The organism is Paraburkholderia panacisoli (genome assembly GCF_008369935.1).
GTDB lineage: Bacteria > Pseudomonadota > Gammaproteobacteria > Burkholderiales > Burkholderiaceae > Paraburkholderia > Paraburkholderia panacisoli.
Genome location: NZ_VTUZ01000068.1, coordinates 14,832 through 39,102, shown reverse-complemented (window position 1 = coordinate 39,102; position 24,271 = coordinate 14,832). Strand labels below are relative to the sequence as shown.

Sequence of the window (24,271 nt, the reverse complement as noted above, 5' to 3'; positions counted from 1 at the left end):
CCGAAAGTACCATCGAACCGCGCAACTGATGACGACTGCCGGAAAGCGATGACCGTGATAAAGCGATTTCTTCTTTTTCATCACGATATGTTACGCGACCAGCTCAGCAACGTGACAACGCCGCGATTACAGCGGCACTTGACCGCAGTCGCACTTTACAGCGCATATTGCGCTTAGCGGACCAACAGCTTCATCCGGCCAATCTGGTAATCGCTACCCGGCTGCCCGCTTGCTCGCGCAGACGAAACTTCTGGATCTTCCCGGTAGCGGTCTTGGGCAATTCGCCGAAAATCACGCGACGTGGACATTTGAAATGCGCCAGTCGCTGCCGACAGAACGAGATTACATCCTCCTCCGTGATGCTCGGAGCATCGGGCTTCAGCTCGATAAACGCACAAGGCGTCTCGCCCCATTTGTCATCCGGCTGCGCGACCACGGCCGCGTTCAGGACGCCCGGCATGCGATAGATGACCTCCTCCACCTCCACAGACGAAATGTTTTCTCCACCCGAGATGATGACGTCCTTGGAGCGGTCCGTGATCTGGATGTAACCGTCAGGATGGACGACGGCAAGGTCTCCGGTATGGAACCAACCGCCGCCGAAAGCTTTTGCCGTTGCTTCGGGGTTCTTGAAGTATCCCATCATTACCGTATTCCCCCTGACCAGAACCTCACCGCAAGACTTCCGATCGGCGGGCACCGGCTCAAGCGTAGCGAGATCGGCGACCGACATTTTTTCGAACGCTGCCGCACGTACACCTTGCCGCGCTTTCAATTTCCCTTGTTGCTCAGGCGGCAACGTATCCCACTCGTCGTGCCATGCACAACTGATGGGGGTGCCGGAGATCTCGGTAATTCCGAAGACGTGGTCGACGTCGAAACCCATGGCGCCAACGGCCTCCAGAACCGCTGCCGGCGCCGGCGAGCCGGCGGTAAGGACCCGCACCCGACGCGGCAGCGGTTGCCGTTCCGCCTGAGGCATGCTCGCGATGCCTGAGAGGACAATCGGTGCTGCACAAAAATGGTCGACACCATGTCTGGCGATCGCAGAGAGAACATTGGCCGCATTCACCTTGCGCAAACATACGTGCGTTCCTGCCGCGGCTGTAATCGCCCATGTGAAGCACCAGCCGTTCGCGTGGAACATGGGAAGCGTCCACAGGTAAATCGGCGCACGCGGGAGAGGCCAGTTTGTCATCTGCAGCAGGCTCATCAGATACGTGCCGCGGTGGCTTGGAACGACGCCTTTCGGATCGCCGGTTGTACCTGAGGTGTAGTTCAAGGCGATCGGCGCCCACTCGTCGACCGGGCGGCGACCAGCAAATGCCGGGTCACCGCTCGCCAGCATCGACTCATAATCAGTTTCCCCAATGGCGGGGCCGTCAGGCGCTTCGGGATCGTTGATGTCGATCACACGCGGCGCATTGGGGACTGACTGCAATGCTTTTTCGATCAGTGGGGCAAATTCGCGGTCCACCAGCAGGAGCTTGCATTCGCCGTGGCGCAGGATGAATGCGACACCGTCAGCATCGAGGCGGCAATTAATGGCATTGAGGACGGCTCCTGAGAGAGGCACACCAAAGTGAGCCTCAAGCATGGCCGGGGTATTCGGCGCGATGATCGACACCGTATCGCCCGGTTCGATCCCCAACTGAACGAGCGCCGACGCGAGGCGATAGCAACGCTCGCGGGTTTCGGCCCAGGTCTGCCGGAAGTCGCCGTGAATGATGGCGGTTCGATCCGGATAGACGTCGGCGGTTCGATCGAGGAAGGTCAATGGCGTCAATGGCACGTGGTTTGCCGGGTTCTTCTCAAGCCCTTGAGAGTAGGCCTTTGCACTCATGACTTTGTCTCCGTTTATTCTTTGCAGAAAGTAGTGAAATCGTCGACCGGGCTGCGCTCTGTTACCAGCGAGTTCTCGATGCAGCTGTGATCCGCATAACCCAGACTCATTCCGCAGACCAACATCTGGTTGTCGGGAATGGACAGTTCGTTGGAGATGACACGGTGGAACTTGTTGAAAGCCGCCTGCGGACAGGTGTCGAGGCCGCGCGCTCGGGCAGCAATCATGATACTTTGCAGGAACATGCCCGTGTCCAGCAGACTTCCTTCACGCATGACCCGGTCAACGGTGAAAAACAGGCCGACAGGTGCATCAAAGAAGCTGTAATTTCGACCGTGCTGAGCGTGCATTCGCTCCTTGTCACCCTTCTCGATGCCCAGCAGGCCGTACAGGTTCCAACCGACCTCGCGCCGGCGGTCCAGATACGGCGCGATCCATTCGCGCGGGTAGTAATCGTAGGGTTCTTCGAGGTCTGAGCTGAGAGCAGGATCATCGTTGATCTCGTTGATGGCAGCGGACAGGCGGGACTTCATCTTGCCTGTCACGACATGCACATGCCAGGGCTGGATGTTGACGCCGGTTGCGCTGAAACGAGCGACGTTGAGGATGGATTCGATTTCCTCGCGAGGAACCGGTGTGGGCAGGAAAGCACGGACGCTGCGCCGCGTGACGAGTGCCCAGTCAACGGCTTGGCTCACGTCGACAAACGAGCTGAAAGGAGGAGGAGATAGACGGTCCATCTTCGATGCCTGCATTGAAAATTCGTCTGCACGGAGTCATTCGGTGCTTTTTTAAAGGGGAGAGCCCGTACGAGCCGCGCTCTCCACGCGAACCTCGGTCATGAGCCGCCTATGGCAGAGACCTCAGCGTCCTGCGCTACCCTGAACTGTGACGCCAGGTACGCTGCTTGAGCGATACGAGTCGGCACGTGTCTGATTGATCAGCGTCACAGCCGCCGCACCGATGAGACCAGCCAGGCCGATTGCTGTGAAGTTCTGCTCGAGCGGCAGCTTCAAGGAGACGAGCCAACCGATGAGCACCGGTGCCACGATTGCGCCGATCCGGCCCACACCAGAGGCAAAGCCGACACCGGTAGACCGGATCGCATGAGGATAGAAGTCACCCGCATAAGCATAGGCAAGCAATTGCGTACCAAGCGTCGATGCGCCGACAACAAATACAACGAAAAACAACGACACGGTCGACTTCGTGTAGCCCATCAGTGACAGCGCAACCGTCCCAACGACGTAAAACGCAATCAGCACCCGCTTGATGTTGACCTTGTCGCTGAGCCAACCACCGAAAATCGCACCGGCGATCGCGCCGACGTTGAAGACGATCACGAAGTTCAAAGCTGAACCCAGGCTATATCCAGCCATCGCCATCAGCTTGGTCAACCACGAACTGAGTGCGTAGACCATGAAGAGGCCAGTCATGAACGCGACCCAGATCATCGTGGTACTGAAGCCCAACCCATCCTGGAAGAGTCGTCGCACCGAAGTGCCCCTGCTTTTTTCCGACGAAGATTCTGCAAACTGGTCCTGACCGTTCAACGCATAGTCGGGCAACAACCGCTTCACCAAGGTGCGCAGTTCGTTGTGCCGACCACTCTTGACCAGGAAGGTCATCGAATGGGGCATCGTTTTGATGATGAACGGGATCAGCAGGGCGGGCAGGCCTGCGGCAAAAAAGACGGATTGCCAGCCGTAGCTGCCGATAAGCTGCTTTGCAGTCAGCGCCACCAGAATCCCGCCAATGGAATATCCCGCGAACACCAGCGTCACCAATCGTGTGCGCAGGGCATTAGGCGAGAACTCCGCCATCTGCGCGGTGACGATCGGCAAGACTCCGCCAATGCCCAGGCCGGCAATGAATCGCGTTACGCTGAAACTAATGGGATCGCTCGTCAACCCGGCGGCTGCGGTGAAAAGACTGAACAGGGCCACACAAACGCACATCATCATGGGTCGACCGAAACGGTCAGCCAGCGTGCCAAGGAAAATGGCCCCGAGCATTACGCCAAAAAGCGTCGAGCCGGCCATAACGCCGGCACTGGTCGCGTTGATGCCCATGTCCTTCATGATCGATGGCAGCGCCGCACCCACGACGGCAAGATCATAGCCGTCGAGTATCAGCATCAACACACACCAGAACAGGACAAGGGTGTGAAAGCCATTGAATCTGGCCTGCCCCGCGAGTGAGTGCACGTCTATCTGGTTCATGTCGTCTCCTTCAGTTTAATGTCGTGGGTGAAGTCCACGCGGGCTCCAACATCGCCCTCAGTGGGGCGGCGTTGTCGCGGCTCGGATTGGCCGTTGATACCCTGCTGTAACCAGTGTGAAGCGGACCATGGCGGCAGTCCATGTCCATCAACTTCAACCTGGATGAGGTCGATGAACACCCGCGTTTCCGGGTTGCGCCACTGGCGGCAGCCCTGGGTTGTCACTGCGGGAGGCCGCTTGCCGCTTTGGAGAAATGTTGTCGTGACGACGGATTTAAGCGGCCGTCATGATGCCGTAATCGCGCGTAGAACTCCCGTGCGCGCTCATACACGATATGCCTGACGGCCAGCGCGGTCGCGGTGCCGTAGGCGCTTTCGATCCGTGCAAGGTTACGGATCGACGCCACGATGCATAGCGACTTCGTGCGCGTGGTGCCGTCGGAAATCGAGCCTTCATTCGCCGCACCGACCGCGCCCGGCGCGTCGTCGTCTGCCACCAAAGGTGCGGTGTATTTCGTTGGTGGCGGAACGAGATACATGCGACTGCTCACCGCAGCACCTCAAAACGCAACGAGACACGGCAGACATTTCGGACCACTGTATTGGCTGAATGGGCTGAAGCCCCGCCAGCATCGCACGGCCGTTCAGCGGCGGGCGCACACGGCATCAAGCTAGCCGCCGTTCCGGCGGCGATAAAGACAGTTAGATCAGCGACCACAAGACGTCATCAGCTATCGGGTTAGCCATCGCTTCCTCTCGATGCGACAACGACGAGAGGACCCGAGCGCGGCCACGATTCACAGCGCTGTCGGTTTACTGGTTTTAGCTTCCGCGTTCAGCTAACTTCCGCGAGTCGCATGGCTGGTCTTTGGGGTTCGGGCGGGAAGACGCACCATTTTCCATCCCGGTGGCGATAAAAAAACATCACCATGGGCTCCGCTCCCTTGTCTGCGACGACGCAAACGTAACGTCCCCTGGTGGATCTTCCGTAGTGGCTAACTCTAAACCCTCTCGTGGGATCGGGTGCCAGCCAATCCTCAACCATAGTTCTCAGCGACCTTCCTGCACTTGCCATGACCTTCTCCATTCTCTTTCAATGTCACGGTACGACGATGGTCCATGTCACCGCTATGACGTTCTCTTTTCAGTTGCACCTTTCCGGTTGTCAGTCCTCCACTGTGGCGGGTGCGCATCAAGCATGTTGAGCGGCGCAGGTACCTCAGTTCGGATGACATACGACGATAAGCGCGTATCCGTTACGTATTCGGCGCTCGTCCAACAAAGGCAAAACTCGACTCCCCCTTTCGTGGAGATTTTCAGATCCGAAGCATCTAGAACCTGGAGAGCAGCGATGGTGAGAGCCGACGTCAAACTTTCTGGATCATCTTGCCCGCACTGCGACGCACACGGACTGCTCCCGCAGGCGCGCCATGGCCGCCGTAACATCGTCGACTTGGTGTTCTTCTGCCGTCTATGCTGCTTGCACAACCGCCCGCCGCTTTGTGCTTCTGCGGAATCGTTGCGAGCTGAGTTCCCCTGAATAGATCGACGAACCGTCCGTCACCAGGTCCGCCAGGATTCGGGACGAGACGGCAGCCAACGTGAGTCCAAGGTGCCCATGCCCGGTAGACACGAAGATCGATGGATGGCCCGAGACCCGCTCGATGACCGGCAAGGAGTCCGGTGTAGCCGGGCGTTCACCGCTACGCACCTCGAATCCAGGGCGAGCTCTGAGCATAGGCAGCACTTCGCGCACGCGATCCAGCGCGGACAACAGAAGGCTCGGGCGGCCACGGAAACCCGGCGCACCGAAGTGACTGATTCCAGAAATCCGGGCCCCGCGTGGACTCGGTGTAAGGATCACTCCCAAGCTTTGAAGCGACACGGGCCGACTGATAAATCCGGGTTCAACATCCAGTTCAAGGTGATACCCCATCTCAGCGACAAGCGGAATTCGATGACCGAAATGTGCCAGGAGTCGGTTGGAGCGCGAGCCGGTTGCCAGAACAACTGTTCCCGATAAGTACTTTTCCCTAGCACATCTTACTGTGACCTTTCCGCTTCCCGCGCTATCGAGGCCTTGTACCGTGTCGACGCACAAGAGCCCACCCCGCTGCACAAATACATCCGCGAGACTCGCAACAAATGCAGCAGGGTCCGTCACGTGAGCCGATCCTTCCAGGTACGTGGCGTCGGCCGCTTTGGGTCCAATGGCCAGTCTGCACATCGCGGGCTCCAATACGGTCAGCTCACCGCCGGACACTATCCGGGCGGCCGCACCGAGCGAAGTGTGAATGGTGTTCAGACGGATTGCCCGATCGACTTCGTAGGGTGAAAGATGTACGGCCAGGTAGCCGCATCTGTTGATGGGCGGGAGGTCGACACCCAAGAGCATTTCGAAAGAGCGAAGTGAATCGCGGCAGAGTTCGTGAAGCAGGTCCGTAGCATGCCAGACCATGTTCGAGCTCGTTGCTCTCGCGTATTTAATTCCCCACGAAAGAAACCCGGGAACTGAGCGCCAATCGAGGGCGGCGGCAGAACTCGCCTTGAAGAACGCGGCAGGAAAGTCCGGAGTGCGGTAGTAGGTGCCTGAGGGAAATGCGCCTGGGTAAATCACCCCGGCACTGACGAAACTGCAGCCTTGGGCGACAGACTGCTGGTCCAGCATCATCACCTTCATTCCGCGCTGTTGAAGCGCCAAGGCGGCTGTGACGCCGACTACACCGGCTCCTACAACGATTGCATCCAACTTGACGACCCCTATCTTTGCATAAATATGACAACGGAAACAGCTTGCGCCTTTGACCTTAAGCAGCTTTGGTCATCCGCGCGCCACACTCTCTACTCACTGTGGCATTTCCCTTATCGTGTCCCCGCAGCGCGCCGAACGTTAGCTAGCCTCCGTGTGCAAAGTCTCAGGACAAGCCTCGCTGGCGACGGGTTCTTCAACGCTTGTCCAAAGAATCACAACAGCCCTCCCGCGGCGCTTACAGCAGATCGACGGAAGGTTCCTCCGCAACGAAATGCGGTTGAGCCCGGTCAATACGGCCGCGAGCCCGATGCCCTTGCGCTTCGGCAAGGAGGTGGTGCTTTGCATCGGGTCGGAGCGTATGCGCCTGGTCTAATGCTGGCAGAACCGGGCGTAACGGCAACCACCCGGAACTGCGCATGGGCGCGCCGCCAACCGAACTAATTCGAGCACACGAAGCTGGTTGCGAGATTCTGGTCGCCACCGACGTATTTGGGCCACTGTGGGTATTCGCACATTGGTCGGGTCCGTCCAGTTGTTGGCGGAGCAAGGTCGGTGATAGTCAGATTATGAGGCTCCGTCCCTCCCGTGACCCAATTGTCCAGCGCCGTCAGACCATCGTATGAAGCATTGAACTGTCCGCCGAAACCGTGGGCCGCTCCCGGTACCACGTAAAACTTCAAAAACTTATTAAGTGGCCCTTGCCCGAACCTCGATACCAGACGGTTATAGTAGTCAATCGACAGTTGAGCTGGAATGAACTGGTCTGACTGCCCGTGTTGGAGAATGATCTTGCCACCGCGGCTTTGGAATTGAGTCAGGTCAGTGCTCGTGCTATCCATGAGCGCGCTCACCGCTTGAACTCGCGGGGCTGCTTGTCGTGGGCTGGCAGGGTCGAAATTGAAAATGCTCATGCCAGGATCGCGCGCGACCGCAAACCGGAGCATGTCGTTTGAAAATGTGTAATAGAACGCGCTTTTCCCAAACACTCCGGGTTCGATTGTGGCATCGGTCGCCGATGCGCCCCAAGCCACCGCCGTGGACCAAAAGTCTGCCCCGGAGAACGAGTTATAGGCCGGAAAAGACCGAATTCCGTTGGCCAGATCGAAGCTCAAGTTAAGCGGTGTCCCAGCAGTGGTCATTGTACTGATTTGCGCGTCGGACAAGCAGGCGTCACCCGTGTCGGCTCCGCCGGAGCAGCGAATCGGTGTTGGATCGAACGCGCACGCTGCAGGGTTACTGATAATGCCGTCCGCCACGCCATCCAAGGCGTCACATTGCTTCATGACCGCTGCCAGAATGGCCTTGCCCTTGGCAGGGGTGACGTATCCTCCGGGCGCGAACAGAGATCGCGAAATCCTGCCCATTTGGAGCCATAGTCCTGTTATTCCTGAAGCGGGAAATGTCGAAATGATACCGTCGTAGTCCTGTGGGAATCGCTGCGCCGCGATCAGGCCTTGTCGTCCGCCGCCTGACCCACCAATATAATAACTGTGAACAAAGACCGATCCATAACGTAGCTTTGCCAGGTACGCCGCAAAATCATGCGTCTTCTTGATGTGGTCGCCTGCGTAATTTGCAAGTGCCTCATCATTTTCTGCGAATGAGCCATCGAAGGCGGTTCCCTCGTGACCACCGTCGCTCCCGAGAGTCACGTAACCTCTGCGCAACGGCGTGGTGACACCTGCGGGCTCCGCGCCAATCAGGAAACCATCAGCGGGAGAGCCCTCAGTATCGGGGATGGTGCCATCAAACCCCCCGCCGCCGAAGTGAACCGATTTTCCGTTGAAGTTAGTCGGAAGGTCCACCTCCGCGCGAATATCGGGCGCATTGAAATCCACCGGATGAATACTCCCGAGCACTTTGCAATACTCACCATTTGTGTTGCCGGAATCCGTATCAGCAACGAGCGTCGCGGATACAACAGTGGCACCGGTTGTCGGCAGCCCGATCGAGGCGGCGGGAACGGTCATACCAGCCAACGCAGTGCACTTCGCGGCTGACGTCTGCACCGCGCTGTTTGCCGGCGCGGCGTCATTGCCGCCGCAGCCGGATACAACAACAGCCGATGCCGCTAACAAGGCACCCATAATTGCCCAGCTTCGGCGGCTTCTTAACCGAGTTCCCATTCCTGTCTCCATATATTTAGAAAAACTATACTGATCTGATGATTCCGAGCAATTTTCCTTTCCTCGCTGCTATGCGCGTGACGCGTGAGCAGAAGCCGCAGCCATATGCCACGCAATGCGGTAACGCTTCACTTCTTCTACGGCAGCGATCAAGTGCGTGGTCGTCAAGGAGCCAAGCCCGGGTACTCCGCAACCGGGCGCGACGCTTGTCTTCCTTTGCCGAACGCGATTGCAGTGTCAACCTGGTTGGAACCTCAATCCATGTCCACAGGCCTCAGTTTGAATGAGGTCTGTGGACAGGCTGTTCTTTCCGCGCGCTTCGCACCCGACGGCCCATAGCCGCGAGGATCAAGTGAGTGTCAGCGGATTTCCGCTTCGGTGCCACCCGCCTGTCTGCAGTCCGTTTGGTCGCCGGATTGTGCCTTGAGTCGGCCGCGACGCTCTTCCGCGACGCCCGGTTTGAAAACGAGGGCTCGAATCTTTTGACCGCTCAGACGTACAGGCACATCTGAACGCGCCAACTGCGTCCTGACAACGCTATCAGCTCTAAACTGAAGGATTCGTCCTGCCATGGCGATACATTCCAGGGCTGGCCCCAGTCCACTTCCTGAAGGCTCTGTGAAATGCGCTGGTTTCCTGAAATCCAGTCCGTGCAGCGACTTCCGCGACCGTGAGAGAACTGCTGGAAAACAACTCGATGGCGATGTCACGGCGCAGTTCGTCTTTCAGCTGCCGGTAGTTCGTGCCTTCGGCGAGCAGGCGGCGTTGCAGCGTGGCCGAGGACAGATTCAGAAACCGCGATAGCGCGTCGAGGTCGGGCCAGTCGTCGGGAACCTGGTTTCGCAAGCGGCGCCGTATCAGGGCAGTAGTGCTGGATTCGTTGCGATATTTAACCAGGATGTTCGCTGGTGCGTTCTGCAGGAATGCACGCAGGCTCGTTTCCGTCTCGGACAGTTTGAGGTCGAGGAAACTGCGATCGAACCGGATCAGGGTCTCGTCTGCGGAGAATGTCACGTCCTGGCAGAAGCGCATGCGGTAGTCGCTGTCATCGATTGGCGCCGAAGCGCGAAACCTCATCTCGATCAGCGGAATCCGTCTGCGTGCCAGCCAGCACGCGAGGCCGTGCACGAGGATGAACCACGTTCCGTAGGTAAAGAGGCGGCGCGTCAGCCCATCATCATGCAGGATGATCAGTGCATGCTCGCCCTCACAGCGTAGCTCCCCATGAATGTCGTCGAGAACCGCACGCAGAAACTTCAGCATGCGACGCAGCGCGTGTTCGAGGTTTTCAGCATGCAGAACCGCGTGGCACATCAGAGCGTAACTGCCCCGGCGCAATGGGTGGCTGTCCAGACCAAAAAACTCGTCGTCCATTAAGTCGGCCAGAGTCGCCCACAGGCGCGAAAACGCTAACGCGGGCACCCGGGCTCTCGGAGCGTTCAACAATTCTGCCGCGATGCCAGCATGCTGCAGTGCGGCCGGCACATCCAGATTGCGTTGCGTAGCGACAAGAATCGCTTCACGCACGAGGCCGATAGAAGTTGTGCCCTTGTCTTGCGCGTCGTTCATGGTCAGGTTCCACAGAAAGTGCACTGATGTTAATCGCTGCCGCGCGTAAGCGAAACGTGCCACGACTGACAGCCAGTAGTCATCGGCCGACGGGCACCGCTGAACAGCCGAATGCCGGCACGGTATGTCCGAAAGGCTCATGCATGAAGAGGTCTATGGGCATGGGCGTACTCTCGTCTGCCGCTTACCATAACCAGCCAGTAGATCGCCGCGAACGTAGCTTTGTCGTCCGCGGTGGCCCCGCGTGCCGGTCGTATCACCCAACCGTCCAAGGGCATCATGGCTCCGGATTTCCTGCTCACAGCAGAGTACGGCCCCGGTACGTAGCGCATCACGGTGGTCACTCTCAGGAGACAGAAATGCAGATTGAACGTAAAGGTTTCGTAGTCACAGGCGGTGGCTCAGGGCTCGGCGCAGCCACGGCGCGCCGCTTGGTAGCGGGCGGCGCCCGCGTGCTGCTCGTCGACTTGAACGAAGACGCCGGTACCGCGCTGGCGGCAGAACTTGGCCGAAACGCCCACTTCGCCAAGGCGGACATCTCTGACGCAGCCAGCGCGGACGGTGCGTTGGCCGTGTTCCGCGACACCTTCGGCACATTGAATGGCCTGATCAATTGCGCAGGCGTCGCGCCCGCCGAGAAAGTGCTCGGACGCGAAGGACCGCACCGGCTAGAGAATTTCGCGCGCACCGTTCAGATCAACCTGATTGGCGCCTTCAACATGGTACGGCTGGCCGCCGCCTGCATGGCCGAGAACATGCCAGAGACCGATGGCGAGCGCGGGGTCATCATCAATACCGCTTCTGTCGCGGCCTTCGATGGCCAGATCGGGCAAGCAGGCTACGCCGCCTCCAAAGGCGGCGTCGTGGCGATGACGCTGCCTATCGCGCGCGAACTGGCCCGCCATGGCATTCGCGTGGTCGCCATCGCGCCCGGAATCATGGAGACGCCGATGCTCAAGGGCATGCCCACGGAGGCACAAGACGCCCTCGGGAAGATGGTCCCCTTTCCCGCGCGCCTTGGACGGCCTGAAGAGTTCGCGGGCCTTGTGCTGCACATCGTCGAAAACACCTACCTCAACGGCGAGGTAATTCGGCTTGACGGCGCTATTCGCATGGCGGCCAGGTGAACCCAGCGTCTGGACTACGCATCACGATTCCTGCTGCCGCCTTGCTTCAGTTGGCCTGAGTCGCCGAATCCCGATCGGGTCAGCTGATTCATGGACCACCTAACTTTCCTAACCCCTTTTCAACGCCGCCATGAAGCGGCGGATGGAGACTCGCATGCCTGCCTCTTCGACTTCCAATGATCCCGTCGTCATCGTCGCTGCCGCCCGCACGCCGCTGGGTGGCTTCCAGGGCAACTTTGCCTCTCTGACCGCGCCCCAACTGGGCGCCACCGCCATCCGTGCGGCCGTGCATCGGGCCGGGCTGCAGCCGGAGGCCGTGAACGAGATGCTCATGGGCTGCGTGTTGCCGGCTGGCCTAGGTCAGGCGCCCGCACGTCAAGCGGCGCTAGGGGCGGGTTTGCCGGTCTCAGTGGGCTGCACCACGATCAACAAGGTCTGCGGCTCGGGCATGAAGGCAACGATGCTGGCGCACGACCTGCTACTGGGAGGGAGTCAACACATTATCGTGGCCGGCGGCATGGAATCCATGAGCAACGCGCCTTACCTGTTGCCCAAGGCGCGCTCGGGCCAGCGCCTGGGGCATGGCCAGATGCTGGACCACATGTTCTTCGACGGCCTGGAGGATCACTACGGCTCCGCCTCCGACGGCCGTCTGATGGGCACCTTCGCCGAGGACTGCGCGCGCCACTTCGGTTTCACGCGTGAGGAGCAAGACGCCTATGCTTCCACCTCCACGCTGCGCGGGCAGCAGGCACAGCGCGACGGTCTGTTCCGGTGGGAGATCACGCCGGTGGCAGTGCCGGGTCGCAGCGGCGAGAAACTCGTCGACGCGGACGAGGCGCCCGCGAAGGCGCAACTGGACAAGATCCCCACCCTCAAACCCGCCTTCGCCAAGGACGGCACAGTCACGGCGGCGAACTCGAGCTCGATCGCCGATGGTGCAGCGGCCGTGGTGCTGATGCGCGAGTCCACCGCACGCGAACGTGGTTTAGCACCGCTGGCCATTATCCATGGGCACGCCACACAGTCACAGGAGCCGGCCTGGTTCACCACTGCGCCCGTGGGTGCGATCCAGAAGTTGCTCACCAAGGTGGGGTGGCAGGTTGGCGATGTAGACCTTTGGGAAATCAACGAGGCATTCGCCGTGGTAGTCATGGCCGCGATGCGCGAGCTGTCGCTGCCTCACGAGCGCGTGAACGTGCATGGCGGTGCCTGCGCGCTGGGTCACCCGATCGGCGCGACGGGCGCGCGCCTTGTCGTGACGCTGCTAGGCGCGCTTCGCCAGCGCGGCGCCAGGCGAGGCGTGGCGAGTCTGTGCATCGGCGGGGGCGAGGCCACGGCGCTGGCGATTGAGATCGTCTGAGCAACATCACCGGCCCTCAACGCGAACGGGGAGCCCAACCGGTCGCGCGGCATATCGGACTCGAACTGGCGCTCAAGGACGTTGACCGGCTGATCACTGGCAAAGGCCACTCGGATACTGAGACGCTGCGCGGCCCGCCTCCGTTTCTTGCGGCTCAATACGCGTCCGCTGCTGGTGTTCCGGCCTCGGTGTTGTCCGGTGCGATCGATACGTCGGCGTTTGCGTATCTCGGTGAAGGCTTTGCCGGATGCTTTTCCCCCGCGCCTGGGCCGATCACGCTTGACATCGCAATCGGGGATGTTGTGACACTTCTCGAAAACGCGGCCGAACAAATGGCCCGGCTCCGATACAGTATGCGCTGAACCGCTGCGGCTCGCGATCTCTGGAATAGATGCGTCACTCCTGTATGCTGCAAATTCGGGAGCTGTCGCAATAGAATCCGCCGTTGGAACGGCCAACCGATGCGACTCAGGAACGGTGCCTTGTGGCCGAGATGGAATGGACATCGCCCCCCTTCAGCGAAGTTGGCACGATTGAGGGCCACCAGGAACGCACGGCATCAATGTGCCAAAGCTATGGTCCACCCCATTTTTGCAACCCTGATTTTCAATGGCGAGTTTGGCTTGCTTAAATCTATTCGGCGTCGTTGTGGGGATTGCTCTCCGCGCCACGATGAGATTCGCGCCTGACGATCCTTAACAGTGGATCGGCTTCGAAAAGCCTCTTTGGCACTCAGGTTCTTCGGCAGGCCGGTATGCCGTTCACGTCATCAATTTTCAGTCGTCGCAAAACCAGTTGGATGCTTTGTAAGCAATGGTAAAGCTGTACCCGTTCAGAGTGGATGGCTTGAGAACCCTGCGTCAAATGTGGTTTGGCGCGCAACAATGGCCCAGGCGGTCCGGGCCAGCTTGTTGGCCAGCGCACACGCCACCACGTTTGAATGCCGCTGCGCGAGCATTGCGCGAACCCAGTCTGCCAGGCGACCGGTTCGTTTCTCCAGGCCTCGCATGTAGGCTCGGGCGCACAGGACGAGCAGGCGCCTGACATTTTTGTCGCCGCGTCGGCTGATCCCCAGAAGATTGGTCTTGCCGCCCGTGCTGTATTGCCGCGGAACGAGCCCAACCGATGCCGCAAAATCGCGACTGCAGCCGTACTGCTTTGCGTCGCCCATTTTCGCGGCCAACGCGCTCGCGGTGACGGGGCCGACTCCCGGGATGCTCATCAGGCGCTGTCCAACCTCGTCCTCAGCGAGCCGACGTGCGAGCTCCTGGTCAATCTCACCAATCTGTTCCTCAAGGTACTTGAAGTGCCCGTGGAGGCGTTCGAGAATCGCAATTAGTCGGGGCGGCAGTTCTTGCATGGCGAGCACGGCCGGCAGACGTGTGACGGTGGCGTTGCCCACTGGCAGACTGATGCCAAACTCGAGGAGAAATCCATGCATTTGGTTGACGGTTCTGGTGCGTTCGCGCACCATCGACTCACGCACACGATGCAGCACTGAAAGCGTCTGTTGCGATTCCGTCTTCGGGGTTACGAATCGCATGGCGGGGCGCGACGCTGCTTCGCAGATCGCCTCGGCATCGACGAAATCATTCTTGTTTGACTTGACGAACGGCCTGACGAACTGCGGCGAGATCAGGCGCACCGCGTGTCCGAATTCGGCCAGCTTGCGGGCCATATGATGCGAACCGGCGCAGGCCTCCATAACCACGGTACAGGCATGGAACGTCGCGAAGAATTCGATCAGTTGCTTGCGGCTCACCTTTTTACGGAACACAGCCTTGCCTTTAGCGTCCTGCCCATGCAGGTGAAAGCTGTGTTTGCCCAGATTGATACCCACGAGCGTTACGGCGTCCATGATGGTCTCCAGTTCGGGATGAACACTGCCAGCCTAACCTGTCCAGCGGGGCGGGGTGGACCATCCCATTAGCGGAGTTGCGACACAACCACTTGAGGAACGGAGGCCCCAGACGAATATATGGACTCGACATTGCAAAACGGGTGTTCCAGCTGTACTGGGTCGACGCCCAAAACTGGCGAGAACGCGAATCGGCGGTTCGGCCATGATGACTTAATCGCGTTTCTGGCACGGCGCCCCGTCGGTCGAGTCGTGCTCAGTTCATTCGACCTTTCGTGCAAACCAACAAGACCGCCGCGGCATACGCCCGAGCGATCCGGACGGCAGTGCAGAAACCATGCATGCGCAGTTGCGTCCACGCCGGTCACAGCAGGTGATGCTTAGTCTGCACCGCATGCGCTCATTGCGCGTCAAGTTCCGGAAGAAGCAAATAAATCCGCTTCGTGGTTGCTGTATGAATTTGGCGTGACGTTTCGCGCGGGACGCGTGGCGGGACTGGCGGAAATCAGGGAGCGCATGGCAGACCTTGAGGGCGCGCTACCTCGATCAATAGCGCTAAATCTTCTCGAACAGTTGCGCCGCGTCAACGCATCCGAAGCGGCTATCAATCAGCTCGAGAAGCGCATCGGTGCCTGGCAGAAACACGAAGTGGCATGCCGTAGAGCGAAGTAAAGTCGTCACCAAAGGCTGTGGTGCAAACTCGGTAGGCGGGCAAGAAATCGCCCATGTTTCGGATACCTTAGCAAGCTGAAAGAACCGCCATCCAAATCGAGGGCGAAGTGGTATCTTTGAGGTGCATGCTGGTGAGATCGAACTGGGCTTTGCGAATGCGATGCATCAGTTCGATGCCGGAGAGGGTAACGGCAGCGCTGCGGAACCGCTTGAACCCGAGCATCACGTTCACCCGCGATTTGATGTGGCGGTGATCCTGCTCAATCAGGTTATTCAGGTACTTCGAGGATCGCAATCTCGTTCGCCTGGGTAGCGACCCGTGGGTCTTCATCTCGCGGACCGCCCGATGAGATGCCGCGTAGCCGTCCAGCGTGATCGTCTCAGGAGCGCGTCCCTGAGTCCTGATTGCCTTCGCGAAGAACGCCTTTGCTGCCGCCACGTCGCGCCTGGCGCTGAGGCAAAAATCGATCGTCTTTCCCGCCCGGTCAACGGCGCGGTAGAGATAGGCCCATTTGCCGCGAATCTTCACGTAGGTCTCGTCGACCCGCCACGACTGACCGGCTGTCGTAGCCAACCGATTCCAGCGTTTGACGAACTCCGGCGTGTAGCGCTTCACCCAACGCAGGATCGTAGTGTGGGCGAGGGTCAGGCCGCGCTCAGCCATCATCTCGACAAGATCACGCAGACTGAGCTTGTAGCGAAGATACCAACGCACGCAAAGGACGATGACTTCGCGATCGAAATGACGCCCGTTGAACAACCATTCGAGATCTTTCAGCTTGCTCATTGGCTCGTGGTCGTCAAAAGCTCAAGAGTAACAGACCGGACGCGCCGGAATTGCACCACAACCCTCGCCATTTTCCTGCAATCCAATTCCATCGGGCTCTGGTGCAAATAGCGCAGGGGCGAATCGGTTAAGGTGTCGGTCTGAACGAATTGAGAACCGCCGATGAGCAAGCTGAAGAGTCTGGAGGAACTGTTCGCGGGCCGTCATTTTGACCGCGATGTGATCATTCTGTGTGTTCGCTGGTACCTGCGCTACAAGCTTAGCCTGCGCGATCTGGTCGAAATGATGGCGGAACGGGGTCTGTCGCTGGCGCACACGACAATCCTGCGCTGGGTGCGTCGCTTTGCGCCGGAATTCGTCAAACGGTGGAACCGCTTTTGCAGGCCCACCGGCCAGTCGTGGCGTGTCGACGAGACTTACCTCAAGCTGCGCGGCAAGTGGGTCTATCTTTATCGGGCGGTGGATCGGGCGGGTCGGACGGTCGACTTCATGCTCAGCGCCAGGCGCGACGTGAAGGCGGCAACAGCGTTTTTCAGGAAGGCAATCAAACATCAAGGCCAGCCGCCGAAGACCATCACGCTTGATGGCTACGCCGCCTCGCACCGCGCCGTGCGCGAGATGAAGGCCGATGGCTTGCTGCCGGAGGACACGAAGGTCCGATCCTCGAAATATCTCAATAATCTGGCAGGACCACCGCAACATCAAGTCCCGGACGAAAGTCATGCTCGGCTTCAAACGTTTCCGGAACGCCGCGATCACTCTCTCAGGTATTGAACTGGTACATCGTATTCGCAAGGGCCAATTCAGCCTCGCGAAACTCCGCCTCAAAGATACCGCTGCGCCCGCAGTCTGGGTGGCCGTCCTGTCTGCCTGATCAGGTGTCCTTTATATAACAAAACATCTCGTCCATATCGCCTATTTGCACCAGAGCCATCCAGTCGACGGTCGACGACCCATCCCTGCCAGTTGTGACCAGTATCACGGACCGCAGCACACCAATTTGTGACACGCAGACGGAAGGACGCGATACAGCCGACCTGGCGTTATGCATCTAACGACGCGATCGAGTGCGCGAACGTGCGTCTCCTGGCGCGGCATCGCGACCAGCACGCTCGATTTCAACGATATCCGCAGCTCGAAATCAGCCAAGGCCGAACAATCGGCGGCCACGCGACGCGCCTACTTCGATCGCCAGACGGGGAAGATCGATATCTCGATCCTGACGCGCTCAAAGCTAGACAAGACCATCATCGGTCCCGTCATCCTCGAAAGTTCCGACACGCTCGCTACTGCATACGATTGTCGCTCTGTCTTTCATAAATTTCGCATGCGTTTGGCCTTCATCGCCAACGGAATTAGGGCAGATACCTATAAAAGAAGCCTTTCGGATGCCAATTTAACAAAGTTAGAATGTTTTCTCTAATTAAAAATTTAATTGGTTCGGTCGGGTTTTCCGCCCAGAAACTATCCCTTCGCAAGGAGGACCGTGTGCTAAGTCCGCATGAATTGACCACGCTGATGTTGGTCGAGGACGCGCCGGATCAGATCGAAGCGGACCGTGCGGAGCTTCGCACGGTGCTGGAACATCAACTAGTCATTTTCGAAATGCTGGCGCCAGGGCACCGGCAACCCCGCATCACGCCTCAGGGCCAAGCCGTACTGAAGGCTGTTGCGCGGATTCACTGAGTGCGTTCGCGCGGCCAGCTTGAGATGGCGGCGCTGACGGGACGCGCAGCGCAGTTGCAGGAAAGTCATCTCGGAAATTGACGGCAAGCGGTCGGCGACTGCGGACCGGACCTGACGATGGAGGCTGCAATGGTCGAATCGTGGATGGGGATTGTGGTCGGTACGTTCGCGCTGGTGATCGCGGCAATCGCCGTGATCGGCCACTATCGCCGCGAACATCGTCGTGCGGAATTGCTCAGGAACCTGGACCACCACGACTGGTGCCGCTGGACCCGGTCTCGGCGTTGACCGGTTCTTGGCAGCGAGATTTTCGCGAATCTAGCGTTGGATCAAAAACGGAAATTCGAAAGGGTCGTACCTATGGCTCCCCATGTTCAAGCGCAGAACGAACTGGATCAAATCAAGTCTATGATTTTCCACTTGGAACGTCTACGGCCCGAAACATTCGCACCGACAAGCGCCGTCGCGGAGCTAGACTACTGGCGGACGCGCATCCGCGCAATGTTGACGCTCCCCGATACGCCAAGGCGAATCACTGACCAAGCCTCAGTTCTTCTCGCTAGATTGGATCAGGCCGCCGCTGCACGGCGTGAATCTGTCGAATCCCGCCACGCGAAAGCGGCAGCATAGCGCCCAAAGTCGTTTTCAAGCACGCTATGAATCGCGGTGGACTGTGTTCAAGGTGAAAGCGTGTCGTCTACTACCCGCTGTCCGGCGCTGTACCCCGCCATAAGCGCCGCAGCTTCCGTCGAGAAGGGCCGCTGGTTATCTGCCGTCAGGCGTATTGGCGCAACCGTGGGACGAGTAACTCCCAGCGTTCGAATATGCACGACTGCAATGAAGCCGCGTGGTGGCAGCAAAGTGACGCTCCCCGCAGTTTCCCAAACTGGTTCAAGCTCCACGGTGACCTCGAAGCCTTTATACGCGTAGATTCTTTTCATTGAAGCGCTCGATTCGCGATTTTGGGGGATCGCAATTCCATAGCCGATCAGATCGTCAACGCAGAGGACACCGCCCGAGTTGACGGGCCGTCCGCCCAAACCGAATCGTGTCGATTTGCACGGAATCCTGACCCACCCGCCGTCAGGGCGATTGCTTTAAAAGACGCGGTTCGATTATATGAGCCAGCTTCTCCAGCGCGAGACGGGGGTTCCCGTCGTCGAGAAGCCGTCTAGAAACGACCATTGCTTCTTCATCGAAGGCATCAAGCACAAGAAGCCGTTCGGCGTGGTCGATCAGGTCAAGCACTTTCCCGCACAGATCGCCTGAATACCGACCGTGCACACCCGCAAGCGCTTCCCCCCGCAACTCGGACAGTCGCTGCCCTAGGTCTGACGCCGTGGTCGGTTGACATCCCCATGCCATGTTCGCCTCCCTCGATGCCACACCATCGTACCGCACCCGCTCTCGACGTGTGTCACGCAACAATCTCCATTGCCATACGGTCTAGGTGGTCCCCACTGGCCACGCAACGCCCGCAACACAGCTGTGGCTGATCGCATACCAACAGCTTGTGCGCTCACTAACAGTGCTGTTGGCTGCAACGAAGCAGAATGTCATTCCAGGAGGCGGCCAGCGCTGGTCGCGTCAGCACTTACAAGAAGTTACGCGGGAAACCGCATGTTTTCCCCTGTCGTCTACAAGGGCTTCCCCGCTGAGCGCAAGGGTTCTACTGATTTTCTATCGCAATTTGCTGCCTTGCCGACGTCATGTGAGAAGGTGAAGGACTGCGTAACTACAACCGGTCATATTGAGCCAACGGCCCGGACCCTGATGAAAGACGCGCGCAAGGACCTCATTCGCTTTCCGGGATTTAAGTTCCCAGTTGACAGGTCAGGTACGCCCCGCACGGGTCCAACCCGCTTCACATCACCGCTGGCAGTGCAAAGTGATCGTTTCTATTCGCTCATGGTGTTCTTCAAATTCAGCTCTCCATCTGCCTCCAATTGCCTGCCCGAAGGGAAATTATGCATTGCTCGGCTCAAGCTTGAAGTCCTCACCATATTTCAGAATGGCCCAAGCCATTCTCGCGTTTTTGGCCGCAATCGCAACGGCCGCTCGCCAATAGCCGCGCCGCTCGACGAGGCTTCGTACCCAGCGGCTGAGCCGGTCCTGCTTTTCTCCCAGGCTGGCCATCATGGATCGGGCTCCAAGAACCAGCAGACTGCGCAGATATGCGTCACCGGCCTTGGTGATAGTCTCCAGCCGTTCTTTGCCACCACTGCTGTATTGTCCTGGCGTCAATCCGATCCATGCCGCTACCTGACGCCCATTCTTGAAGTCGTGTCCACTCCCGATGCTGGCCAAAAGAGCGCTAGCTGTCGTCGGGCCGACACCGCGCAGTTGCATCAACCGCCGGCTGCGCTCGTCTTCGCGCGCAATCCCAGCAATCGCGCGATCGTAGATGACCAAGCGGTCCTCAATGTGGCCGGCATGCTCAAGCAGGTCGTTGATACTCTGTCTGGCCCAGCCGGGCAAGTCGTCCAGATGATCCGCAATGCTCTTGCGCAGCTTCTCTGGACTCTGCGGCAGCACAACACCAAACTCCGAAAGCAAACCGCGCAGTCGGTTGTACGTTGCAGTGCGTTCCTCGATGAATCCTTGCCGCGTTCGATGCAAGCAAAGCGTCGCCTGCTGATGCTCGTCCTTGGCGGGCACGAAACGCATGCTGGGCCGAGTCACCGCCTCACAGATAGCTGCAGCATCCGCTGCGTCATTCTTGCCTCGTTTGCCAGACATCCGGTACGGCGCTACCAACTGTGGGGCCATCAACTTTACCGTGTGGCCATGCTGCTGGAATACACGTGCCCAATGATGCGCGCCGGAGCAAGCCTCCATGCCTATCAAACAAGGCGGCAACTGCGCGATCACCGCTACCAGTTGGTCACGCATGACTCGCGGCTTGCGCAACACCACCTTGCCTGCTTCATCCACGCCGTGGATGGCAAACACGTTCTTGGCGAGATCGATTCCGACGGTAACAATAGGCATGGACTTCCCCTCCTGTTGGTGTTGATGATGGCTTGCACCTCATCATGGCACGTTAGTGCCGGCTCCCGGCTTCCGCCGCAGCCTCGGGACGGGGAAGTCCCTTTCATTCTCTTCGCCGCATGTCTCGCGACATACTGCGCATGACTCGGGGACAACGTGGTTTGCTAGACCTTCGTTGTAAGAGACTTGCACTCATTACTCCTTGCCGGTCTCCCGGCGCACTGACAAATTTAATTCGCGCTAACGCGAAGTGACGACTGTACTTCGCTCGAGCGGCTAGACAGGCTCCTTTCCCAGCGCACAACCGCCCCCTTCGCGAGGTCAAGCGTTCACGCGCCTTCGAAACGCTAAAAACAGGTGATTTCCACCAATATGGCTCGTGTATGCTGACTAAAGAGCGCTCTCCGTAAAACGAGCGGAAACGACCGGAAGGCGCAAGGTGGCTCACGAGATTCCGGCCACGATGGTCGCCCCAGTTCGTGCTGTCGCGGCAGGTTTTCATGGACGGCGAAATGACGGAAATGGCGATTGCAGCGATCACGGCAATTCCACTTTCCCTTCCCCTGACGGGTCCCCCGAACCTGCCCGGTGAAGCGCAATGAGTGCGCCGCAACGCTTGAGCGTGCGGCATGTAAGCGTGTACCGCTATTCGGAACCGGTCAGTTTCGGCGAGCATCGCATGATGTTCCGGCCGCGGGCGAGCCACGATCTGCGTCTACTCACCATGGAGTTGTTGATCACGCCGACACCTGTGCGGCTGCACTGGCTGCACGACGTCTTCGACAATTCCGTCGCGATCGCGACGTTCAAAGGCAAAGCGACGGAACTGCTTTTCAAAAGCGAAGTGACGCTCGAGCACTACGAAGCGCCGCTACCCGATTATTCACTCGAAGGCTACGCGGCGACATGGCCTTTCGCCTACACGAACGAAGAAGCATCGGATCTGGTGAACGCGCGCAATCGCGAGTATCCCGACGACGAAGTCGATACATGGGCGCGCAGATTCCTTGCGCCGCACGGCAAGACCGGCACGATGGCGCTGTTGCGCGCGATGGCGCTGGAAATCAAGAACGAATTTCTTTACGTACGGCGCACTGAAAAAGGCGTCAATCGCCCGGGCGATACCTTGCGGCACCGCAGCGGCAGCTGTCGCGACTTCGCGGTGCTGATGATGGACGCGGTGCGTTCGCTCGGTCTCGCGGCGCGCTTCGTCAGCGGCTATATCTTTGTGCCCAATCACGATGCCACGCAAGGCGGAGGCGCCACGCACGCGTGGCTGCAGATCTACCTTCCGGGCGCAGGCTGGGTCGACTTCGATCCGACCAACAGTATCGTCGGCAATCGGCATCTGATCCGTGTTGCCGTCGCATGGAACTACTACCAGGCGTTGCCGCTATGGGGCACCTGGCACGGCGCGATGCACTCGTTCCGCGGTCTCGATGTCGAAGTGATCGTGACCGAAGAACCCGATGTCACCGCCACGCAGTCTGCGCACTCTTAACCGTAAAGGCTGTTCCGATGAGACTCCGCGTTGGCTATGAACTGGTGTATGAGTGCGAGCAGCCGACACCGATGTTGTTGATGCTCAACACGCACTATTCCCGTGTGCAGGACGTACTGAGCGCCGATCTGCTGAGGGTCGACCCGCCAGTGCCGATTACGCAGTACCGCGATGGCTTCGGCAATCTGTGCAGCAGGATCGTCGCGCCTCAAGGGCGAATTTCGCTCTCCACCACGGCGCTCCTTAACATCTCCGACCAGCCCGAAACACTCGAGCCCTTCACCTATCAGGTTCCCGTCGAAGCATTGCCCGTTGAGAGTCTCGTGTTTCTGCTTGGCAGCCGCTATTGCGAGACTGATCTGCTCTCCGACATCGCATGGCAGCTGTTCGGCAAATCGCCTCCTGGACGCGACCGCGTGCAGGCAATCTGCGACTATGTGTTTCGTCACATCACGTTCGGTTATCACTTCGCGCGGTCGACCAAGACCGCGTTTCAGGCGTGGCAGGAGCGCAAGGGCGTGTGTCGCGACTTCGCGCATCTGGCGGTCACGCTGTGTCGAGCGATGAATATCCCGGCGCGCTACTGCACCGGCTATATCAGCGATGTCGGCACGCCACCGCCCTGGAGTGCGATGGATTTCGCGGCGTGGTTCGAGGCATATGTCGGGGGCAGCTGGCAGACCTTCGATCCGCGCAACAATGCACCGCGCACCGGGCGCGTGTTGATGGCGCGCGGGCGCGATGCCGCCGACGTCGCGATCAGCAATACCTTCGGTCCGACGAAACTAGTGAAATTCGACGTGCACTGTGCGCCCGAGTGAGACTCCAGCTGGGAGGCGCCGCCGTGTTGACAGTGCGCCTTCACAGCATCATGCCTCGGCCGCCAGGTATGCCTGACCACGACGAGTCGGCGTAAGGCCTGTCGGGCATCGCCCTGCGGGGCAACGGCCGTTTCGGCAACCGCTATTGCCGTCGCCATCTGTTGAAGTTCGCAAATTCCGTTAATGATGTCCTTTGGAGCGCTAATCGTGCCCATTAATTCTGCTAGCGCGGCTTTTCTACCGCGACGCGAACTCACTGCCCGACACGACTGACTATGCGCAGGACGGCGCCGCGCTGCGCAACGTTCACACAAGAGGATGTTGAAGGCCCCCTGATGTGACACACAAAGTGCCGTACCGTATGGCGTTTTTGATCTGCGCACTGAGATGGCACCTTCCGAAGATCAAAAAAAAATGACCTCCGGTATTTGCACTTGCTGCCGCTTCAAGCGAATGCACCTATCGCGCTCCTCTACAACCGCATTAGCCGAATTAGCGGACACGACGAACGCGTTAGCAAAATCATCGGACATCCGAGCATGCGTGCGTTGCTGAAACGCAACGCCTGGAACGGCGTGCGAAACCGCTGCTATGCCTTATCTTGCGGGGCCAAATTACAGTCTTACATTAGCGTAATCGATGGACACGATTAGCAGTTTTTAAGGACTTCAACACTCGACGCCCGCGGCCAGCAGTTTGTCCGCCTGATCTTTCATCAACGCGATGAGCGGCGACACGACCAGTGTCGCCGTCGAGATGCAATGCCGGCAACTGGTAACACAGAGATTTGCCCGCGCCTGTTGGCATCGTCGCCAACGTGTCGCGCCGTTCCAGCACGTTGCGAATGATGTCTTCCTGTCCGGCGCGTAGTCGGGCGATGCCGAACATGTCACGCATCATCTTGCGCATGCTGCGAAGCCGCTGCTCTAGCGTCATGAATGTTTTCTATTTCCC

General features: G+C 59.0%; 21 protein-coding genes and 4 pseudogenes. 11 read left to right on the top strand and 14 right to left on the bottom strand.

Features of this window, described 5'->3' with window-relative positions:
- The 9 genes and pseudogenes from FVF58_RS46830 to FVF58_RS46785 form a co-directional block, all read right to left on the bottom strand.
- Positions 1-81 (bottom strand): annotated as a pseudogene (locus FVF58_RS46830) (IS6 family transposase); the annotation flags it as partial.
- A gap of 109 nt (positions 82-190) precedes the next feature.
- Positions 191-1,843, bottom strand: coding sequence for an acyl-CoA synthetase (locus tag FVF58_RS46825; RefSeq protein ID WP_149676342.1), 1,653 nt, complete (start codon positions 1,841-1,843; stop codon positions 191-193).
- Between the two features lie 14 nt (positions 1,844-1,857).
- Positions 1,858-2,583 carry a nitroreductase gene (locus FVF58_RS46820; protein WP_149676344.1) on the bottom strand — a complete coding sequence of 242 codons (726 nt, stop codon included), beginning with the start codon at positions 2,581-2,583 and terminating at the stop codon, positions 1,858-1,860.
- A 123-nt stretch (positions 2,584-2,706) separates the two neighbouring features.
- Entirely contained in the window at positions 2,707-4,065 is a 1,359-nt protein-coding gene (locus FVF58_RS46815) for an MFS transporter (RefSeq protein ID WP_149676341.1), read from the bottom strand.
- Positions 4,062-4,244: a hypothetical protein gene (locus FVF58_RS46810; protein WP_149676340.1), complete on the bottom strand. Its 183-nt coding sequence runs from the start codon at positions 4,242-4,244 to the stop codon at positions 4,062-4,064. Before FVF58_RS46810 ends, FVF58_RS46815 begins: the two co-directional genes overlap by 4 nt.
- 41 nt (positions 4,245-4,285) lie before the next feature.
- Positions 4,286-4,603, bottom strand: coding sequence for a hypothetical protein (locus tag FVF58_RS46805; protein WP_149676339.1), 318 nt, complete (start codon positions 4,601-4,603; stop codon positions 4,286-4,288).
- 932 nt (positions 4,604-5,535) lie between these two features.
- The gene (locus tag FVF58_RS46795) at positions 5,536-6,813 is read right to left on the bottom strand and encodes an NAD(P)/FAD-dependent oxidoreductase (protein ID WP_188131177.1); all 1,278 of its coding nucleotides are present in this window, start codon (positions 6,811-6,813) and stop codon (positions 5,536-5,538) included.
- A gap of 440 nt (positions 6,814-7,253) precedes the next feature.
- A complete protein-coding gene (locus tag FVF58_RS46790; RefSeq protein WP_149676336.1) occupies positions 7,254-8,942 on the bottom strand; it encodes a tannase/feruloyl esterase family alpha/beta hydrolase in 1,689 nt (562 codons plus the stop codon).
- A 546-nt stretch (positions 8,943-9,488) separates the two neighbouring features.
- Entirely contained in the window at positions 9,489-10,511 is a 1,023-nt protein-coding gene (locus FVF58_RS46785) for an AraC family transcriptional regulator (RefSeq protein WP_149676335.1), read from the bottom strand.
- A 359-nt stretch (positions 10,512-10,870) separates the two neighbouring features.
- Between FVF58_RS46785 and FVF58_RS46780 the strand changes: the two genes are divergently transcribed.
- From FVF58_RS46780 to FVF58_RS46770, 3 genes are all read left to right on the top strand, one after another.
- Positions 10,871-11,638: a 3-hydroxyacyl-CoA dehydrogenase gene (locus tag FVF58_RS46780; RefSeq protein WP_149676334.1), complete on the top strand. Its 768-nt coding sequence runs from the start codon at positions 10,871-10,873 to the stop codon at positions 11,636-11,638.
- 154 nt (positions 11,639-11,792) lie between these two features.
- A complete protein-coding gene (locus tag FVF58_RS46775) occupies positions 11,793-13,001 on the top strand; it encodes an acetyl-CoA C-acetyltransferase (RefSeq protein ID WP_149676333.1) in 1,209 nt (402 codons plus the stop codon).
- Complete coding sequence (locus FVF58_RS46770; RefSeq protein WP_149676343.1) at positions 12,998-13,363, top strand: glycerate kinase; 366 nt, start codon at positions 12,998-13,000, stop codon at positions 13,361-13,363. Before FVF58_RS46775 ends, FVF58_RS46770 begins: the two co-directional genes overlap by 4 nt.
- Positions 13,364-13,833: 470 nt before the next feature.
- Here FVF58_RS46770 and FVF58_RS46765 read toward each other — a convergent pair whose 3' ends face one another.
- The gene (locus FVF58_RS46765) at positions 13,834-14,859 is read right to left on the bottom strand and encodes an IS110 family RNA-guided transposase (protein ID WP_149676332.1); all 1,026 of its coding nucleotides are present in this window, start codon (positions 14,857-14,859) and stop codon (positions 13,834-13,836) included.
- Between the two features lie 116 nt (positions 14,860-14,975).
- Here FVF58_RS46765 and FVF58_RS55085 point away from each other — a divergent pair.
- A pseudogene (locus FVF58_RS55085) lies at positions 14,976-15,519 on the top strand (transposase); the annotation flags it as partial.
- A 79-nt stretch (positions 15,520-15,598) separates the two neighbouring features.
- On the opposite strand, the gene FVF58_RS46755 reads toward FVF58_RS55085, so the two are convergent.
- Positions 15,599-16,318 carry an IS6 family transposase gene (locus FVF58_RS46755; protein ID WP_149676331.1) on the bottom strand — a complete coding sequence of 240 codons (720 nt, stop codon included), beginning with the start codon at positions 16,316-16,318 and terminating at the stop codon, positions 15,599-15,601.
- A gap of 162 nt (positions 16,319-16,480) precedes the next feature.
- Between FVF58_RS46755 and FVF58_RS46750 the strand changes: the two are divergent.
- The 4 genes and pseudogenes from FVF58_RS46750 to FVF58_RS52080 all read left to right on the top strand — a co-directional run bounded on the left by FVF58_RS46750 (position 16,481) and on the right by FVF58_RS52080 (position 18,292).
- Positions 16,481-17,192 (top strand): annotated as a pseudogene (locus tag FVF58_RS46750) (IS6 family transposase).
- Between the two features lie 171 nt (positions 17,193-17,363).
- The gene (locus FVF58_RS46745; RefSeq protein WP_149676330.1) at positions 17,364-17,741 is read left to right on the top strand and encodes a hypothetical protein; all 378 of its coding nucleotides are present in this window, start codon (positions 17,364-17,366) and stop codon (positions 17,739-17,741) included.
- Between the two features lie 65 nt (positions 17,742-17,806).
- On the top strand, positions 17,807-18,004 hold the full coding sequence (locus FVF58_RS46740) for a hypothetical protein (protein WP_149676329.1): 198 nt from the start codon (positions 17,807-17,809) through the stop codon (positions 18,002-18,004).
- A gap of 129 nt (positions 18,005-18,133) precedes the next feature.
- A complete protein-coding gene (locus FVF58_RS52080; RefSeq protein ID WP_188131176.1) occupies positions 18,134-18,292 on the top strand; it encodes a hypothetical protein in 159 nt (52 codons plus the stop codon).
- 389 nt (positions 18,293-18,681) lie between these two features.
- On the opposite strand, the gene FVF58_RS46735 is transcribed toward FVF58_RS52080, so the two are convergent.
- On the bottom strand, positions 18,682-18,945 hold the full coding sequence (locus FVF58_RS46735) for a hypothetical protein (RefSeq protein WP_149676328.1): 264 nt from the start codon (positions 18,943-18,945) through the stop codon (positions 18,682-18,684).
- A 178-nt stretch (positions 18,946-19,123) separates the two neighbouring features.
- On the opposite strand from FVF58_RS46735, the gene FVF58_RS52075 reads away from it, so the two are divergent.
- Positions 19,124-19,273 (top strand): hypothetical protein, encoded by a 150-nt coding sequence (locus FVF58_RS52075; RefSeq protein WP_188131175.1) that lies wholly within the window; start codon positions 19,124-19,126, stop codon positions 19,271-19,273.
- Between the two features lie 696 nt (positions 19,274-19,969).
- Here FVF58_RS52075 and FVF58_RS46730 read toward each other — a convergent pair.
- A complete protein-coding gene (locus tag FVF58_RS46730) occupies positions 19,970-20,995 on the bottom strand; it encodes an IS110 family RNA-guided transposase (protein WP_149676327.1) in 1,026 nt (341 codons plus the stop codon).
- A 598-nt stretch (positions 20,996-21,593) separates the two neighbouring features.
- Between FVF58_RS46730 and FVF58_RS46725 the strand changes: the two genes are divergently transcribed.
- Positions 21,594-22,496 (top strand): transglutaminase family protein, encoded by a 903-nt coding sequence (locus FVF58_RS46725; RefSeq protein ID WP_149676326.1) that lies wholly within the window; start codon positions 21,594-21,596, stop codon positions 22,494-22,496.
- Between the two features lie 17 nt (positions 22,497-22,513).
- Positions 22,514-23,317, top strand: coding sequence for a transglutaminase-like domain-containing protein (locus tag FVF58_RS46720; protein ID WP_149676325.1), 804 nt, complete (start codon positions 22,514-22,516; stop codon positions 23,315-23,317).
- A gap of 671 nt (positions 23,318-23,988) precedes the next feature.
- Here FVF58_RS46720 and FVF58_RS46715 read toward each other — a convergent pair.
- Positions 23,989-24,253, bottom strand: a pseudogene (locus FVF58_RS46715) (DEAD/DEAH box helicase); the annotation flags it as partial.
- Positions 24,254-24,271 lie beyond the last annotated feature (18 nt).